This window comes from Paenibacillus cymbidii, from assembly GCF_004764705.1.
Lineage (GTDB): Bacteria > Bacillota > Bacilli > Paenibacillales > NBRC-103111 > Paenibacillus_AN > Paenibacillus_AN cymbidii.
In genome coordinates this window covers 242,563-258,718 of the sequence record NZ_SHLX01000008.1, presented here as the reverse complement: position 1 = coordinate 258,718, position 16,156 = coordinate 242,563, and the positions used below count along the sequence as shown (strand labels likewise).

Annotated in this window: 19 protein-coding genes; 11 read left to right on the top strand and 8 right to left on the bottom strand. The window is 50.2% G+C overall.

All coding sequences use genetic code 11. The features are described 5' to 3' along the window. Positions 1-83: 83 nt before the first annotated feature. Positions 84-1,109, bottom strand: a complete 1,026-nt coding sequence (locus EXY20_RS13655) for a nitroreductase family protein (RefSeq protein WP_135551873.1) — start codon at positions 1,107-1,109, stop codon at positions 84-86. Between the two features lie 212 nt (positions 1,110-1,321). On the opposite strand from EXY20_RS13655, the gene EXY20_RS13650 reads away from it, so the two are divergent. Together EXY20_RS13650 and EXY20_RS13645 are read left to right on the top strand one after the other, a co-directional pair. Beyond that, positions 1,322-1,819 (top strand): MarR family transcriptional regulator, encoded by a 498-nt coding sequence (locus EXY20_RS13650; protein WP_207671264.1) that lies wholly within the window; start codon positions 1,322-1,324, stop codon positions 1,817-1,819. A 16-nt stretch (positions 1,820-1,835) separates the two neighbouring features. Beyond that, a complete protein-coding gene (locus EXY20_RS13645; RefSeq protein ID WP_135551868.1) occupies positions 1,836-2,675 on the top strand; it encodes a sulfurtransferase in 840 nt (279 codons plus the stop codon). Between the two features lie 103 nt (positions 2,676-2,778). Here EXY20_RS13645 and EXY20_RS13640 read toward each other — a convergent pair whose 3' ends face one another. From EXY20_RS13640 to EXY20_RS13615, 7 genes are all read right to left on the bottom strand, one after another. Continuing rightward, complete coding sequence (locus tag EXY20_RS13640) at positions 2,779-3,237, bottom strand: hypothetical protein (RefSeq protein WP_135551866.1); 459 nt, start codon at positions 3,235-3,237, stop codon at positions 2,779-2,781. A gap of 24 nt (positions 3,238-3,261) precedes the next feature. After that, entirely contained in the window at positions 3,262-4,020 is a 759-nt protein-coding gene (locus EXY20_RS13635) for an SDR family NAD(P)-dependent oxidoreductase (RefSeq protein WP_135551863.1), read from the bottom strand. Positions 4,021-4,156: 136 nt separating this feature from the next. Continuing rightward, a complete protein-coding gene (locus EXY20_RS13630) occupies positions 4,157-4,582 on the bottom strand; it encodes a MarR family winged helix-turn-helix transcriptional regulator (RefSeq protein ID WP_164821447.1) in 426 nt (141 codons plus the stop codon). A 617-nt stretch (positions 4,583-5,199) separates the two neighbouring features. Further along, positions 5,200-5,373, bottom strand: a complete 174-nt coding sequence (locus EXY20_RS40795; RefSeq protein WP_328592531.1) for a Txe/YoeB family addiction module toxin — start codon at positions 5,371-5,373, stop codon at positions 5,200-5,202. Between the two features lie 7 nt (positions 5,374-5,380). Further along, on the bottom strand, positions 5,381-5,479 hold the full coding sequence (locus EXY20_RS40790; RefSeq protein ID WP_328592530.1) for a type II toxin-antitoxin system YoeB family toxin: 99 nt from the start codon (positions 5,477-5,479) through the stop codon (positions 5,381-5,383). After that, the gene (locus EXY20_RS13620; RefSeq protein ID WP_135551859.1) at positions 5,472-5,750 is read right to left on the bottom strand and encodes a type II toxin-antitoxin system RelB/DinJ family antitoxin; all 279 of its coding nucleotides are present in this window, start codon (positions 5,748-5,750) and stop codon (positions 5,472-5,474) included. The genes EXY20_RS40790 and EXY20_RS13620 overlap by 8 nt, the downstream gene beginning before the upstream one ends. Before the next feature lie 359 nt (positions 5,751-6,109). Then, positions 6,110-6,820 (bottom strand): VOC family protein, encoded by a 711-nt coding sequence (locus EXY20_RS13615; RefSeq protein WP_135551857.1) that lies wholly within the window; start codon positions 6,818-6,820, stop codon positions 6,110-6,112. A gap of 164 nt (positions 6,821-6,984) precedes the next feature. Between EXY20_RS13615 and EXY20_RS13610 the strand changes: the two genes are divergently transcribed. From EXY20_RS13610 to EXY20_RS13570, 9 genes are all read left to right on the top strand, one after another. Beyond that, positions 6,985-7,689 carry a MerR family transcriptional regulator gene (locus tag EXY20_RS13610; protein WP_135551855.1) on the top strand — a complete coding sequence of 235 codons (705 nt, stop codon included), beginning with the start codon at positions 6,985-6,987 and terminating at the stop codon, positions 7,687-7,689. 119 nt (positions 7,690-7,808) lie between these two features. Beyond that, entirely contained in the window at positions 7,809-8,249 is a 441-nt protein-coding gene (locus EXY20_RS13605; RefSeq protein WP_135551852.1) for a GNAT family N-acetyltransferase, read from the top strand. A 26-nt stretch (positions 8,250-8,275) separates the two neighbouring features. Beyond that, positions 8,276-8,824 carry a DUF2441 domain-containing protein gene (locus EXY20_RS13600; protein WP_135551850.1) on the top strand — a complete coding sequence of 183 codons (549 nt, stop codon included), beginning with the start codon at positions 8,276-8,278 and terminating at the stop codon, positions 8,822-8,824. Between the two features lie 342 nt (positions 8,825-9,166). Next, positions 9,167-10,174: an aminoglycoside phosphotransferase family protein gene (locus EXY20_RS13595; protein ID WP_235885834.1), complete on the top strand. Its 1,008-nt coding sequence runs from the start codon at positions 9,167-9,169 to the stop codon at positions 10,172-10,174. 68 nt (positions 10,175-10,242) lie between these two features. Further along, positions 10,243-10,788 carry an RNA polymerase sigma factor gene (locus EXY20_RS13590; protein WP_235885831.1) on the top strand — a complete coding sequence of 182 codons (546 nt, stop codon included), beginning with the start codon at positions 10,243-10,245 and terminating at the stop codon, positions 10,786-10,788. Then, the gene (locus tag EXY20_RS13585) at positions 10,785-11,786 is read left to right on the top strand and encodes a hypothetical protein (protein ID WP_135551846.1); all 1,002 of its coding nucleotides are present in this window, start codon (positions 10,785-10,787) and stop codon (positions 11,784-11,786) included. The genes EXY20_RS13590 and EXY20_RS13585 overlap by 4 nt, the downstream gene beginning before the upstream one ends. 52 nt (positions 11,787-11,838) lie before the next feature. After that, positions 11,839-13,566, top strand: coding sequence for a sensor histidine kinase (locus EXY20_RS13580; protein WP_135551844.1), 1,728 nt, complete (start codon positions 11,839-11,841; stop codon positions 13,564-13,566). Between the two features lie 175 nt (positions 13,567-13,741). Further along, positions 13,742-14,728, top strand: a complete 987-nt coding sequence (locus EXY20_RS13575) for an aldo/keto reductase (RefSeq protein ID WP_135551842.1) — start codon at positions 13,742-13,744, stop codon at positions 14,726-14,728. A gap of 49 nt (positions 14,729-14,777) precedes the next feature. Then, the gene (locus EXY20_RS13570) at positions 14,778-16,136 is read left to right on the top strand and encodes an LLM class flavin-dependent oxidoreductase (RefSeq protein WP_135551840.1); all 1,359 of its coding nucleotides are present in this window, start codon (positions 14,778-14,780) and stop codon (positions 16,134-16,136) included. Positions 16,137-16,156: the final 20 nt, after the last annotated feature.

Sequence of the window (16,156 nt, the reverse complement as noted above, 5' to 3'; positions counted from 1 at the left end):
TGACGGGATAAGGGGAAGGTAACGAACACCGCTTATTTATTGGTTTTCGCAAACCAGTAAAGGAGCGGTGTTTTTCATTTTTTTCAAAGGCGTATTACATTTAATGTTGAGGGAGTGGAGGACGAAGATGGAATTTGCTCCGCTGTCCCAACTTCCAGCACAGCTAACGTTCGCTCTTGCGGATCTAAATTAAGTGGGATAGGCAGCCTTCGCTCATATACCCATTCCGGAATGGTGCGACGAACATACCAGCCTTTACAGCTGGCCAACAATTGAAAGTTTTGTATCAAGCAGCATACTGCTGCATAATCTTCTTCCTGTTTGTGCGGGTCAGCTTCTTTTTTTGCCACTACGATCAGAAATGACGGCGAAGTATTGGCAGGTGAAGGCTGGAGTTTGGCTACTGATTCTGGATCGGTTACATAAATAAAACGCCATGGTTCACGAAGGCCGTCATTTGGTGCCCAAACAGCGATATTTACTATTTCCAAGATGTCTGGAGAAGATACATAATGGTCATTCGTATTTATACGCGGTTTGGTATCGGTCATGAATTCTGTCCAGTTTTGTTCCGCTGGTGTCCTTTTTCGGGCTTTAGGCGACCTGTCAAAGTAGCCGATATTTAAGATGCCGGCAAACTTTTCCCCAACCTTCAGGCCGATCTCATTAAAAAATGACGGATAGTTCAGCATGGGATCCGTGTACCAGAGCATCCCCAAACCGTTTTCCCAGCCAAGCAATTGAAGGTTCTGCATGATGCTGCAGACGGCGGCATAATTTTCGTCACACTGTCGCCGATTGGCTGCAGATTCCGCAATAAAAACCAGGTGAACCGGCGTGCTCAGAACGGATTTTGTAAGAAAGTCCGTTAGCTTTGACGGAATAAATTTACCAAGCTGGCTGCCTGTTACTTTGGCAAACATACTCTCTGCCAGTCGCAAGCGTGATGCTGCGGACTCATAATAAACGCAACGCCAATGCGACTGCTCCTCCGATTTCCACAAGCTCGAAGCTTGCTTGAGTAAGGTATTCAACAATTCGAATGGAACGGTCTCGTCTTTAAACTTGCGAATGGTTCGGCGTTCTGCTATCGTTTTGGCAAAATTCACAGTCCTACCTCCCGTGGCAGAATAAACAGGCTTTGGCCTTAAAAAGAGTAATGCGGATCACATCGTGCATTATTGTTAACGTTGAAACTATAATATACAATTGTAGTGGCTGTCAACTTCTTTTTAAACCGGGTATTTAAAGGTTGATCCCTATGGAAGGGCATGATAAAATAATTTACTGATGAACAATATATAAAGGGGATGTTATCATCATGTCCGAGGGGTTAAAGCGAACGTTGTACGAACGTTTCCTTCACTTTGCCCATCTAACCGAGCAAATGTTTACAGCAGAAAGCAGCGAGTTTACTGACTTGGCGCAGTTGCATGGCATAACAGCCATTCCGAGCAATCTGACAAGCGTACATGTGATCGACTGCATTGGTAACAATGAACCGATTAACAATACGTCGATCGCTGAAAAAATGAATTTATCCAAAGCCAGCATTTCAAAAATTAGCCATAAGCTACTTCAACAGGGTTTTATCAAGCGAAGCCAGATGATTGATAATAAAAAAGAGGTCTATTTTACCCTCTCTCCCAAGGGCAAAAAGATTTTTGAATTGCATGTCACCATGCATAAATTGATAGAGGAAAGATTTATAACGGTTTTAAATTCATTGTCGGAGTCAGAAATCCAGGCCACCCTGAAATTTTTTCAAGTGATGATTGAAAAACGAGATGATATGGTCAAGGGAGAACCTTCAGACTGAAGCGAGGTAATGGAACATGGGAGCAATCGTTTCGAAAAGATGGCTGCTTGCACGAATGTTTGAACCGGATATCGTCATCGTCGATTGCCGGTTTCAGCTTGGCGAGCGGGAAGCCGGATATGAGGCGTATCTGGAGGCGCATATACCGGGTGCGGTCTACTTGGACCTGGAGCGGGATCTATCCGGGCCGGTTGGTCCATTCGGTGGACGGCAACCGCTACCGGATCGCGATGCATTCGTCCAAACGGTGCGCAAGGCGGGCATCGGCAACGACTCGCGAGTTGTCGCGTATGACGATCAAGGCGGAGCGATGGCTGCGCGGTTTTGGTGGATGCTGCGTTATTTGGGGCACGAAGCGGTATTTGTGTTGGACGAAGGATTCCAGTCGTGGCAAGAAGCCGGATTCCCGGTTACCGCCGATCGCAAGGTCGTAGTGCCCGCTTATTTTGAACCGCGGCTGCGGCCGGATCTGGTCGCAGACGTTGCGCAAGTGCAAGCGAAGCTGCATCAGCAAGGCGTCGTCCTGATCGATTCGCGGGAAGCGCCGCGCTATCGCGGCGAAACGGAGCCCATCGATGCGGTCGCCGGACACATTCCGGGTGCGGTGAATTTGTTCTGGAAAGATAACATCGCTGCCGACGGCACCTGGAAATCCGCCGACCAGCTGCGCGAGCGGTTCGCAGTATACGCTGAAGGAGCCGAGGAGTTCATCGTGTACTGCGGCTCCGGCGTGACGGCTTGCTCGAACGTTCTGGCGTTGACCGAGGCGGGTTTCAACTCCGTCAAGCTGTATGCGGGGAGTTGGAGCGATTGGATTAGCTATGCGGACAACCAGATCGCTACGGGCGAAGAGTAAGAGCTGAGAACCCGCGTTTGATGCGGGCTTAGGGCTGTGACAGGTTAGAAGCGAGTGACCTGTCACAGCCCCCAAACCCGCGTCCGACACGGCCTCTCGGCTTTTACTCTTCCCCCGTCGCTACCGGATTGTCCGCGTACGAGATCCAATCGCTCCAGCTAGATTCCATGCCGGCCGCCCCGTCTAAACGGTCATCTTCACGGGCAAGATGCTGGAATGCGGAAGCCAGACTGTCCGTAAATTTTAATTGAATCGATCCATGTCGTTCGACTTGTCTAGCTGCTGCAGTCTCTTTGACGGTTTCGGGCAGCACGACAACAATCCATCGCAGGTGCGCATGTTGGAGGATAGGCAGAGCGTTCAACATCGAGTCCAGAGTGGCGACCGTCCTTTCAGCGATAATCCGATTATCGATCAGAAGGTGAAGTGGCTGCGTCGCCTCTTGCAAAGCCATGTGCGCATCCGCAGCGATATCCCGGAAATCCTCCATCGTTACCACCGGTTCAAAATGCGTCAAAGCCAAAATATGATTTTGCACCAGCCACCCTGCTTTATAACGCATGCTTAACTCCCCTTTGTTATGTGGTCAAATATATTGTCGACTATATGCCCATAGCGCCTCAGATTCATGGCCTACGGGCAAAGGAACGCGGAAACGCATTGGGCGATCCTGCTTCCAATGCACCCCCGAATGCTTCTCCAAGATCAGCCGCCCCAGATAAGCGCTGCCTTTAGCTATCGGCTGGCCGAACATTCGAGACAACAATCGGAACAGCAACGATGCCTCTTGGAACAAATTCGTTCGAACGATTCCCGGATAGCAGGTGTGCACGCGCAACTGCGGATATCGATTGGCGAGCTCGGAAGCATAGAGATCGACCGCAAGCGCTGCCTTCATCGCGGATGATAGACCGGCTTGTGGTTCAGCCCAAGAGGTCGAAGCATTCTTGTGGACGCCATTACCTCCTACCATAACGATGCATCCGTCAGGTACGATCTTGTTCTGCTGAAGAAGGATCTCCGATAACGCGAATTTACTCAAATAGTTGGTTGCGAAAGTCGTCTCCAACCCTTCATTGGTCAGCCGTGCCTCTTTGTCGGTATATATTACTCCCGCACACAGCGCCAACGCATTAATCGGTCCTTCTAGCTGTTCCGCTAATCGAAGTACATCCGACATCTTGGACAGATCTGCATAGAGGTAGTCCGCCCCCAGCTCGGCGGCAATCTTCTCGCCTTGGGTTCGATTACGCCCGACGATCGTTACCTCCCAACCGCGTTCCGCGGCAAAGCGCGCCGTCCCGTAACCGATTCCGCTTGTTCCTCCAGTAACTACGATTCGCATAATGCCTCCCAGTATTAATTAGGATGCTAGCTATAAAACAAACGTTATTCATCTTCATTCTTATAAACGCACCATCGCACTCACCCCCTCTTTAATCGTTAGGATCCTAGATATAGGCGTAGGCGAAAAGCCCTTCTTAATAATATTCCTTATCCCCTAGATTCTTGGCCACTCGTTGCAGCCATTGTCCCAGCAAATCTCTCTCGGCTTGCGTGAACCCTTTAAGCATCTCGTTCTCGAATTCCAGAATAAGACCGACCAGCTTTCCGAACACCTCGTTGCCCTGCTGCGTGAGCGTCACAACGTTAGCCCTTCCGTCCGTATGGCTAGGCTTGCGGGAGATGTATCCCCGAGCCTCCAGCTTATCTAATATTCCGGTCAAAGTCGCGGATGTAATTCCACTATGATGCTGGAGCTTCTGCTGCTCCAATCCCCCGGATTGAGCCAAATAGCCCAAGATCTCGAATTGCGAAGTCGTCAGATTGAATGCGCTTAACCGCACGTCAAGCTCTTTGCGCATAATAATATAGGTTCTTTTCAAGTAAAGGATGGATTGAGACATGCGGTATGACTCCATTCTGAGATCGTGTCGATATTACTAGCATCCTAATTATATAATGGATATTTCCAGAATGTCAACCGACCCTCCGATAGTTGTACCACCTGATTTTCTGTTAAATCTCGAGGCCCAATTGTTTCTCCGTCAATGTAATCATAGAGCAGAAAAATGCGATCAGAGTTAGTGCATTGGTAATCGCCATCCCTTGTCGTAAGGGGAACAGGGATTTTTCTATTTAACCTGCTATAATGATGGAGCCAGATCGGGATGGGAGCATATTCGTTTATCAAGGCAGTCCATTTCGGGGTGGATTCTCTGTTTTTCTCGTAAATTTTTAAAAAGTATGAGTGGTTGTCCGCAATCATCTTGTAGGCAAGTGAGGACCAGCCTCCTGGTTGTGGTTTAAGTTGCGACACATTTAGCCCATAATGCTCATATATCGTTTCCGGTAAAAGCCAAGAAGTCGCATCGGACGCGGGTTTGGGGTCGTGGCAGGTTTCCGGTGGGCAGGTTGTTATTGAACGGCATACTGAGTATACTTACGGCCATCCACAGACAGGCGTGCAGTAACCTTTTGTGCGTAGCAGGAGCTTGAACACCTTGAGAACACTTTGTTTCATTTACGCCATAATGCGTTCATCGCCATAATGCGTTCGAAAAGCATAAAATTCAATCATTCCATTATGAAGGCGGTAAACTAGGCGGTTTGTATCATCTATGCGGCGGCTCCAATATCCCGTGAGATCCCCTCGCAGCGGCTCCGGCTTTCCAATCCGCTCATAGCCGTTGCGCACAATGTCATTAATTGAGTTGATTGATCCTTCTCAATGTTTTTCTATCCTCGGTTTGCCAATATACGTAGTCTTCCCAGGAAATGCTTGTAAAAAAAAGATTACTCATCAGCCATTTGCACTAAGTCGTTCATTGTTTTGGCAATCATTTTTCCCTGCTCCATTTGTTGAATCGATTGCTTTATCCTTTTGAGGTTGTACGGGTTATAAAAGGCATCGGTTTGAGTTGTGATTTCAAAAGGAATTCCACCTTGTCGTACCGACTGCCGAACAAAGATATTTACCGCCGTCGTCATGTTTAGCCCTAAATCCGCAAAAAGAGATTCCGCTTCTTTTTTAAGTTCTTCATCCATCCGAATATTGATATTGGTTTGCGCCATCCCTCATCACCCCTTTATCGATATTATTTACATTGTAAAGCAATTTATGTGCGATGGAAATACATTGTACATATTTTTTGATATTGGGGAAGCCCAGCCGTTCGGCTTGACCCAGCCACAGATGGATGACTTGCCCCGGCTCAAACCAAATTGCCGCTCAAGCCCTGTCTTCCCGGGTTTCTTGCTCCAAAAGTCCTCCTAAGTGTAGTTAAGGGAGATCGTTGCCCATGAATGATACCATATTAACGGAAATATCCCCGAGGGATTAACGAATACATAAATTCTGGAAATCAAGGATAGCGTAACTCCCATACCAAAGGATTCGCTATTCAAAAATTACCTATCGCCCCGCCAGTTTACTATTCACCGCCAATAATTTCGTGATACTGTTTCGCGATTTTATGCCAATCGGGGCTTTCCGTGTTGTAAATGCTAACCAACTTTTGCAGTTTATCGTTAATGATTGGGTTCACTGCTTGATCCCGTTGTAAATGAATATCCAATGCAACCAGCAATATTTTTGCCAGATCCAGATCTCCTACTTTTATCGAATTCAAATCATCTGCATGAAAGAATTTTTCCAACATAGTGAACGCTGACTTGCTGTCCTCTTTTGAATGGAGTAAATCGTAGAGTGTCTCGAAATGTTTTGCATACTCCACGCTTTCGATGGTTCTGTAAAAAGCAGGATCGGCATTCGGTGTTCCAATGTAAAACGTGTTTCCACCCACATCTGTCATCAAAAACCTTCGATCTTCTACTAAATGTTTCAATTTCGATATTCGCGGTATGCCGGAACGAGGGATTTTCCCGAGGTGTCGTTTCAATTTGGTAGTGAACTCCTCATACACCCGGTTTACATCATCAACTTGGATATAGCACATCTGGGGATTTTCATTAGGCATTATTTTTTTGGTTCCATAAAAGTGCAATTCAAGTGTACGATAACCCACAACTGCATATGGATTTGGTCGGGTATAAATTTGAATGGCATCGAACCCCAAACTCTCATAAAAGGATACCTGTTCCTTTATGGATGGACACGGCAAAATCGGTATCATTTTAACCATTACTAGCCACCTCTTTTTAAGTGAATTCAGCTACGCCTCAAGCGTAACACATTAATGCAAATGATAAGGTTAATTGAAATACACTATTGTGTTAGAATGACTGGGAGATATAAACTCGTCATATACTTTAATGATAAATGATAGGCTTAAACCAGGGGGGCGAGATGAAAGGGATTGAGATCGCCAAAAAATTAACTATAAGCACGAGCGCATTGAGGCATTATGAAGCTTGGGGAATTGTTCCTCATGTCGGCAGAGCGGCAAATGGCTATCGCGTTTATACAAAGGAACATGAGGCGTATTTCCAATGCATACGAGCGATGTATGCCGGTTTTGGAATGGATTTGATTCGAGAGGTGATGCCGCGCATCATTCGCGGCGAGCATCTTGAAGCCTTATGGCTAATTAACAAGGCACAAGTAAACTTGCATGCAGAAAAGGAAACCGTACAACGAACAGTTGACATGCTTGATTTGAAAGAACTGAACGACCTGCCGAAGTACCGCAATAAAAACTCGTTTACGATTGGCGAGGTAGCGGAAGAAGCGAAAGTATCTGCTTCTGCGATTCGGCATTGGGAGAAGGAGGGGTTACTCAAGCCCGAGCGTCAACAAGAGAGCGGTTTCCGTATGTATAGCTCTTCCGATATTCGCAAAGTGCTTATTATCCGAATTGTTCAAAGAGCAGTGTATTCCTTGAATATCGTTCGCGAAGTGGTATCGGAGCTTGATAAACATAATGTTGCGCAAGCTAAAGAAATTGCTCTTCAATCGCTTCGATACATTGACAATACACTGGTTGAGCAAGTGCGAGGTATCGCTTGTGTGCAAAATCTGTTGGACATTGTCTCAACCAAAGAAAATCAGTGAGTATGGATGGTTCCTATTGCAGCACGAAAGCTTGGCGCTGACGGAATATCCGAGCAGGAGAAGCAACGGCTGGTAACGGAAATCAGAGCAAATCCGCCAAAGGATGAAGGAATATTCTTATGATCAATGTGAGAAAAGCGAGAGAAGTTGACCTCCGTAAAGTGGTTGAGTTATCCGAGCTATGGGTCGCTGAATGTATTACCTACGGGTTGGGAGCGAACACCGAGGAACTCTTGCAGAGTTATATCGGAGAATATTTTTGGGTGGCAGAGGTCGGTTCGGACATAGTTGGGTATATCACTGGCAAGATCCACGTAAGCGACGGGTTGGCGGTCATTGCAAAAGGCGAACGTTACCTCGAGGTTGATGAGGTGTACGTCCATCCCCAGCATCGGAACGGAAATATCGGTCATTTGTTGGTGGATAAGCTTCTTCAGACAGCAGAAGGTAATGGCGTAACTCGTTCTATTGTATATTCTGCAAGCAAGCAGTGGCAAAAAATCGTTGGGTTTTATGAAAAGCATGGGTTTACCATGTGGTTTGTTCAAATGTATCGTTGATGCTGTTGCGCAAGGAGTAGACTTTAATGACCGACACTTACGTGTACCATGTAGTTACTGAAAAACCAATGGAACTGGGACAGATGATTATTTATGACGATGATCATCATAATGGCGTTTACAATCGAGTTATGGCCTGTAAAAAAATGTTGGATGGCGATGCGCCGGCTGATGACTTTTCGAAATTTATTTATTCGAATTTGGAATATTGGGCTATTAGAACATGGCGGGAACTAGCTTTGGAGAAGGTCAGAAGGGAGAAATATGCAAGTTTTCCTTCCCGAATGTCCTGCTTGTACACTTCAAGAACTTTATCGGATGCAGAGATGTGGGCTAATTCATTCCAAACTAGCGGCAGAAACGTGTATCAGATCGTTAAATTGCGGGCGGATGGCAGTGTTTTTGATGGCGATGCGTACAATGTTTTTGATGGAACCAAAGATGCTCTAGAAAATGAAAGAAACGCAGATTATTATTGGAGCAACCGACCAAATAAACTCGGTAAAGAGCGATTGGTCGAAACTTTGCTAAATGGAAAAATTGAGGTCGTAGAAATAGTGAAAGACTGGATTTAAAAGGGAAATGGGCTAACGCGATGGGATTATCAGAGGTAGATGATGATCGATCAGGTCGAATTCGCTGAGGCAATGTTGTCAACTGAACGTGGAACCGCAAGGGGATAGCGAAATAGGCCATGTTTTATGGCCTATTGGGTCTAAAATAGGCAGTCACCACAAAATAGCCAATGATTTCACTGGCTATTCGTGTCAATCTGCGGTGATTAGGGCTGTTTGGCGGAAATAACCAGTGTTTTCACTGGCTATTTTCGATGAAGCCCCCGAAATCGGGGGAATAGGCCATTTTTTATGGCCTATTTTGCCCGGAGCCGAACGATTCGGATAAAAGGAGCTGCAAACTTGGGCGAGATCGTACAATTTGGCAAGTTATGCGAGTATTTAAGGCTCGGCGAGATCGTAGAAGGGCCTGTAGCGGTAAGCGGCGGGTTTATGCATCGAATGTATGCGCTGCAAACCACTCTCGGGAGATACGCGGTCAAAGCGCTGAACCCCGAGATCATGCGCAGGCCTACCGCCATGAGAAACTTTATCGATTCGGAGCGGATTGCCAATGTTGCCGCACGCTATGTGCCTGCCCTGCCGGCTAAAGTGTTCAACGGGGATTCGATTCATAAAGTAGACGAGCAATATTACCTCGTTTTTGATTGGATCGATGGCGAAGTGCTGCGGCCAAGTGAAATTGACACGGTCCATTGCGAAAAAATAGGCGGCATTCTTTCGGATTTGCATAAGATCGATTTTGCAGAGCCGGCAATAGCAAATCATTGGACAAATGACAGCCGGCCAACCAACTGGCAACACTATTTGGAGAAGGGGCAGGAAAGTCAGTCGGAATGGGCAAACCTGCTGCTGGAAATCATCGACAAGCTGAATGAGTGGAATGTTACGGCGATTGAATCGACGAAGCGGTTATCCGCTGAATGGGTTATCAGTCACGGGGATTTGGACCCTAAAAATGTGATGTGGCATCAACATACTCCCGCTCTTATTGACTGGGAATCGGCCGGCTACCGAAACCCCAAGCAAGATTTACTTGAAACGGCGATCTACTGGTCTGAAAATGAGTTGGGGAAGATTGATAAAGAGAAATTTTTCGCTTTTATGGCAGGTTACCGAAAGTCGCGGGCACCATTGCAAGCAAATTGGTCCATGATCTTGGCGAGCGGGTTTCTGGGGAAGTTGGATTGGCTGGAATATAATCTGAAACGTTCCTTATGGATCGAATGCACGGACGAAGCGGAACAAAGCATGGGGACTTCACAAGCAATCGCGACGATTCATTCCATAACCCGCTATGCGGATACGATCTTGGAATTGGAAGCGTGGCTTAACGCAGAAGAAGCTTGATGCCCTGCTTTTTAATTTACAGGGAACGATTCGCCATCAATCTTGTCTAATAGGGTGGAGGTGAATACATGGAATCCCGTATGGAGTTTCAATATCTGGTGAATACGGATCGGATGGACAAGGCGGAGCTGCACCGTATGATGACCGCATATGGCGACGATGTAAGGAAATACGCTTATGCCATCACCAGAAACAGGGAACAGTCCAAAGATATTGCCCAGGAAGTGTTTCTGAAAGCATTCCGCAGCGTAGGCTCGTTCAAAGGCCAGTCCTCGCTGAAAACATGGCTATTCGCCATTACAAGAAACCTGGCCATCAACGAATTGAAATCCGGCTATGTGCGTCGCATCGTGCTGTTCGGTTGGGTAAAACCGCAAGAGAGTGAACGGTCGGCGGAGACGAATTATTTTGCGGAACAATCGGTTCGAGAGATTCGGGCGATCGTCATGAGTTTGCCGACCAAGCTGCGGGAAGTTCTTCTATTGACCCTGGAACATGAACTGACGATGAATGAGATCGCCACCCTGATGAACGTATCGGAAGGAACGGTTAAATCGAGATTGCACCGGGCGCGAAAAATCGTCGGCAAGAAGTGGAGGGGGATAGAGCCGTGAACGAACGATCGATGGGTTGGGAAAGCAAAGTGAAACAAGGATTGTTTCCGGAGGAAGTGTTCACAGGAGAAATGAAGCGAGCGGTAATGGAAGCTGCAGATCGTCACGCCAGTGATTTCTTTCGGTTATGGAAGCCGCTTGCGGGAGCGATCGTCCTAAGCATCCTATCGGCGATTCTGATGATAAATTGGCCCTTCGACTCCAGCCACCAAGCAGCCACCGGTTTATCGGACGAGATGAAGCTGCCTGTTGCATTCACGCCGCTGCAGGCAAGAACGTGGGAATTGGGGCAAGTTATCGCCGATGCGGATCCGGATATTCTTCCGGGTTTATCCAATAAGTACAATCCGTTGAAAAATAAAACCAACGGGTATATCGCGCAGATTCCGTTCAGCGATATCCAATTGATTGGCGAAAAACGAATCGATGGTTTTGGCATGGCCTTGCATTACACCTTGAAGCCCGATTCGGTGACCCCTCATGAAATAAAAGGGGATCCGGATTACTTCGGATTTACCGTAGACGGTTCCTCCCAGCCGGGAACGTTGTACCATTATGGCACGGGGCATATGTACGGCCTGCAGTTTGGCATGACGCGACTGTTCGGACAAGAGGCGCTAAGGATCGAACAACCGGTTTGCAGAACGGACGGAGAAACGTGCGTTTGGTATTTGAAGAAGGATGCTGGTGGACAGGTCTCCTCTTACATGGATCTTGACGCCGCCAGCTATGAATTTGATTTGGATGGTGACGGAAAAGAAGAGGCGGTGGTTGTTACCCATAAGCAAAACAATATTTACATCTTCAAAGAAAAGGCGGGGCAACTCCTCTGGGCGAGCGTAAGAGAGGCTTTGGGGGCAAAACAGGACGATAGCATACAGTATGACCCTGCCAAGGGCATATTTGCGCTGCATGTCAATGCTGCAGAAGGGGAAGCTGCCGTTAGCGAATTTCACTATGAGCAGGGGGCGGATGCGCTGGTCAGAATAGACAGATAGTCAGCACCATTGGCCTTTTGCCGGTCCTCGAAATGTCAGGTATACTGAAAATATGAATGCCACGTTGGAACTTGTCCTGATGGTCGTTTCGGTGGTCTTGTCAGGCATCATTTTATGGTTCGTCTACGGATACAGAAAAGAGCGGGGAGTACGCTATCTCCTCGGCGTAATCGTCTGCCGGATGATTTACTCCGGCAGTATTATTATGGAGAAAAGCAGTGATGTGATTGCCGACAAGCTGATCTTTCGCCATATGCAGGTCACAGCGATTAATTTGATCGTACCCTTCTTTCTCCTCTTCGTCTATCAGCTGGTCGGTAGAGAGAAGCCGGTCAAACTAGGGTGGAAGATTGCGCTGATTGCGGTATTCGTGTTTTGGTCGCTGCTGTCCTGGTTCGATGCCGAGCTTCATGTGATCTATCGCTCCGCCGCGCTCGTAAACGGCCAGCTGGTCACGGCGAGAACGGCTTATTCCATCTTGTTTGGTCTTGTTTGCTTCGGCATTATCGCGGCGTGTCTTTATTTTCTGTTTCACTACATACGGAATATTCGCAATGATTTTCGCAAGCCCGGCATGTGGGTGCTGTTTCTGAGCACGTTTCCGTTCCTTCTCGAGATCGCCAAACTCGTAAAACCCGACGGAACGCCCTGGCTGCAGCCGTTGTCGGTTTATTGCGGCCTTACGGGAACGTTGATGCTGGCGATTACGCTGCGGATCAAGTTTTTTGCGATTGTTCCCATTGCCCGCAATATTGTGCTCGATACGATACAGGAAAGCATCGTCATCGCCAATAGCTCGGGGAAAATTATCGACAGCAACCAACAGGCTGCCCGGTGGTTCGCGGAGATGGGGCATACGGCCATTTCCGGTCGGGACGTGAAAGAGCTGCTGCGGCCTTGGCCGGTATGGCATCGTTTGTGCGAGTCGATGCAAGAGGGACGAGTTGTAATCGAGGCCGGGCTGGACGGGGAACGAAAAATTTATCACGTGAATGTGTCTCCCATTCGTCATTTGCGCAATCAAGGCAGTGTTTCCCTGATCGTCGACATGACGGAGAAAGAGAAGCATCTCGAGCAGATTGCCCATCTGAATCGGATGAAGGATCAGTTGTTTACGACCGTGTCGCACGATATCCGCAGTCCGCTCGCGGCGCAGTATCAACTGATTGCGATGCTGGAGGAGGATCGGGACCGGTTCGGCGAGGAGCATCGGGAAATCATCGCTATGCTGGGTGGCCAGATCCGGCAAACCTTGGGCATGACGAATAATTTGCTGGAATGGTTTCGCAGCCAGCGGGAGGATATGGCGCTTCGTCCGGAATGGCTGGTTTTGTCCGAAGTCGCGGACGATTGTTGCCAGGTGCTGCATGCGTTAAGCGAAGCCAAACGGATCGGCGTGGAGAACACAGTTCCTGCCGGCACTCGCGTATATGCGGACCGGGAAGCGCTTGGACTGATTCTCCGCAACTTGTTGTCCAACGCGATTAAATTTACCGGGATGGAAGGCTCCATTTGCGTGGAGGCCCGGGTATCCGCCGGCATGGCGACGATTGCGGTCCGCGATGACGGGGTGGGGATGGAAGCGGAGCAAGTCCAACGATTATTCGAGGAGAAGCCGCTGAACTCATCTCCGGGCACTTGGGGGGAAAAAGGCTCGGGACTTGGCTTGCTCGTCAGCCGGCAGTTCGTGGAGCAAAGCGGCGGGAAGTTATGGGCGGAAAGCCGGGCCGGGCAAGGAAGCGTGTTTTATTTTACGGTGAAGGGCGAGGCAGAGGGATAAAAATAAGATTGCTTTTTTGCAAACGGCGTGTTATATTCATTTTATCCGATAGAATTAGTCGGGAATAATAATATCCGCCATCAACCAGACAACTGGAGACGACACCTGCTCATGCCGAGCAGATGACGTGTTCCGGTTGTTTTTTGTTGTACGAACGGGAGGGGAGAACAACAAGATGAACTATCGCAAGCTGGGAAGAACGGGGCTGCGCGTATCGGAAGTCAGTCTCGGCACGATGGCGTTCGGCCGCTGGATCGACGAAAAGGCGTCCGCCGCGGTGCTCGACCGGGCGCTCGACGCCGGCATCAATCTGATCGATACGGCCGACGTGTACGGCAGGGGCATGGACGTCGGCGATCCGAGCTTGACCGGCGAGTCCGAAGCGATCATCGGCCGAGTGCTGAAGGGTAGGCGCGATCAAGTGGTGCTTGCGACCAAGTTTCACGCGCGGGTCGGCACTGGCGTTAACGACGCGGGTCAGAGCCGCTATCATCTGTACCGGGCGATCGATCGCAGCTTGCAGCGGCTGCAAACCGATCACATCGATCTGTATCAGGTGCACGGCTTCGACGCCGAAACGCCGCTCGACGAAACGCTGCGCGGGCTGGACGATCTCGTCCGTCAAGGGAAGATCCGTTACATCGGCTGCTCCAACTACGCCGCCTGGCAAATCGCCAAGGCGCACGGCATCAGCGCTGTGCACGGACTGCACCGGTTCGAGAGCGTGCAGCCCGAGTACAGCCTGATCGCGCGCGGCATCGAGCGGGAGCTGGCGCCGTTCGCGAGGTCGGAGCAGGTCGGCGTCATCGTGTACAGCCCGCTTGGACGCGGCATTCTCACCGGCAAGTATCGGCCGGACGAAGCGCCTCCGGAAGGATCCCGGCTCGCGGCGGGGGAGAAACGGCTGCAGCAACTGCTGCAGGCTAACCCGGCGTACGCGCTGGTAGAGGCGCTCAAGCCGCTGGCGTTGCGGCGCAGCTTAACGACGGCGCAGCTGGCGCTGGCGTGGGTGCTTAGCCATCCGCACATCACCTCGGCGATTATCGGCGCATCCCGGCCGGAGCATATTACCGATGCGCTGCAATTCGCCGATCATCGCCTGAGTGACGAAGAGCTGCAACAGATCGACGAGGTATCGCGGTCGGCCGGTCTTTTTTTCTAGCCAATAACCAACTATTCGCATCTGAAAACATAACATGGAGGCGGGAAGTATGAGTCAAAAGAAGCGGCAGTTGCATTTGGGGTTGTTTTTATTTTCCACCGGGTATCATCCGGCGGGGTGGCGGCTGCCCGAAGCGCGCACGGACGGCGCATTCGACGCCAAGTTTCTGCACTCGGTGGCGCAGACGCTGGAGCGGGCGAAGTTCGACTTCTTCTTCCTTGGCGACGCTCTGGCCAGCAGCGCGGACATGCAATACCAATTCCCGTCGCAGATGGTGCGGCTCGAGCCGTTTACGATGATCGCGAACATCGCGGCGGTGACGGAGAAAATCGGCCTGATCGTCACGGTGAACACGACTTACGCAGAGCCTTACCATGTCGCGCGGCAAACCGCTTCGCTCGATCATCTCAGCAGCGGGCGCACGGCATGGAACGTTGTGACCGGCGCAGACGCGCGCGCCGCGCACAATTTCAGCCGGGAGAAGCATTGGGACAACGAGAAGCGCTACGACTATGCGAACGAATTCGTCGACGTCGTCAAACGGCTGTGGGATTCGTGGGAGGACGAGGCGTTCGTACGCAACAAGGAGACCGGCGTCTTCGTCGACGGCAGCAAGGTGCATGCGCTGCGTCATGTCGGCGAGCAGTTTTCCGTCGCCGGACCGCTGAACGTCGCTCGGCCGCCGCAAGGGCAAATACCGCTGCTGTCCGCCGGTACGTCCGAGCGCAGCCAGGAGCTGGGGGCGCGGTTTTCCAACGTCATCTTCACCGGCCAAATCGTGATCGACGAAGCAAAACGCTTCTACGCCGGGATCAAAGCGAAAACGTTCCAATACGGGCGCACGCCGGACGACCTGTTCATCATGCCGGGCCTGGTGCCGCTGGTGGGACGCACCGAAGCGGAAGCGCGGGCGAAATACCGGGAGCTGTCGGCGCTGCTCGTCACAGACTTCAATCTGCAGCCGCTGTCGGCACGCATCGGGCTCGACTTGTCCGGTTACCCGCTGGACGGTCCGCTGCCGGATCTGGGGCTGTCGTCGCGGCCTGACGATGCGCGCAAGTTCGTTCGGCTGGCGCAGGACGCGTCGGGGCACGAAGACATCACGGTGAGGGAATTGTTTCATTATTTTGCGGCGACGGCGCGCGGGCATTTGCTCATCGTTGGCGATCCCGAGCAGATCGCGGACAAAATCGAGCTGTGGTTCAAGGAAGAGGCGGCAGACGGGTTCAACATTTGCCCGCCGTACATGCCGGGCGGCCTCGACCTGTTCGCGGAGCACGTGGTGCCGGTGCTGCAGCGGCGCGGCCTGTTCCGGACCGAGTATGAAGGAAACACGTTTCGCGATCATTTCGGCTTGACGCGTCCGGCGAACCGTTTCGCCGAGGAGCGCGAGCTGCAGACGAAATAACGCGGAAACGGGGGACGGGG

What these genes read in the sequence shown, in the direction of transcription:
- EXY20_RS13630 (WP_164821447.1), bottom strand. Translation starts at nt 4,582, where the DNA reads ATGTCTCAATCCATCCTTTACTTGAAAAGAACCTATATTATTATGCGC.
- EXY20_RS13590 (WP_235885831.1), top strand. Translation starts at nt 10,243, where the DNA reads ATGGAATCCCGTATGGAGTTTCAATATCTGGTGAATACGGATCGGATG.
- EXY20_RS13640 (WP_135551866.1), bottom strand. Translation starts at nt 3,237, where the DNA reads ATGCGTTATAAAGCAGGGTGGCTGGTGCAAAATCATATTTTGGCTTTG.
- EXY20_RS13605 (WP_135551852.1), top strand. Translation starts at nt 7,809, where the DNA reads ATGATCAATGTGAGAAAAGCGAGAGAAGTTGACCTCCGTAAAGTGGTT.
- EXY20_RS13610 (WP_135551855.1), top strand. Translation starts at nt 6,985, where the DNA reads ATGAAAGGGATTGAGATCGCCAAAAAATTAACTATAAGCACGAGCGCA.
- EXY20_RS13645 (WP_135551868.1), top strand. Translation starts at nt 1,836, where the DNA reads ATGGGAGCAATCGTTTCGAAAAGATGGCTGCTTGCACGAATGTTTGAA.
- EXY20_RS13570 (WP_135551840.1), top strand. Translation starts at nt 14,778, where the DNA reads ATGAGTCAAAAGAAGCGGCAGTTGCATTTGGGGTTGTTTTTATTTTCC.
- EXY20_RS13650 (WP_207671264.1), top strand. Translation starts at nt 1,322, where the DNA reads ATGTCCGAGGGGTTAAAGCGAACGTTGTACGAACGTTTCCTTCACTTT.
- EXY20_RS13635 (WP_135551863.1), bottom strand. Translation starts at nt 4,020, where the DNA reads ATGCGAATCGTAGTTACTGGAGGAACAAGCGGAATCGGTTACGGGACG.
- EXY20_RS40790 (WP_328592530.1), bottom strand. Translation starts at nt 5,479, where the DNA reads ATGAGTAATCTTTTTTTTACAAGCATTTCCTGGGAAGACTACGTATAT.
- EXY20_RS13620 (WP_135551859.1), bottom strand. Translation starts at nt 5,750, where the DNA reads ATGGCGCAAACCAATATCAATATTCGGATGGATGAAGAACTTAAAAAA.
- EXY20_RS13600 (WP_135551850.1), top strand. Translation starts at nt 8,276, where the DNA reads ATGACCGACACTTACGTGTACCATGTAGTTACTGAAAAACCAATGGAA.
- EXY20_RS13580 (WP_135551844.1), top strand. Translation starts at nt 11,839, where the DNA reads ATGAATGCCACGTTGGAACTTGTCCTGATGGTCGTTTCGGTGGTCTTG.
- EXY20_RS13615 (WP_135551857.1), bottom strand. Translation starts at nt 6,820, where the DNA reads ATGGTTAAAATGATACCGATTTTGCCGTGTCCATCCATAAAGGAACAG.
- EXY20_RS13575 (WP_135551842.1), top strand. Translation starts at nt 13,742, where the DNA reads ATGAACTATCGCAAGCTGGGAAGAACGGGGCTGCGCGTATCGGAAGTC.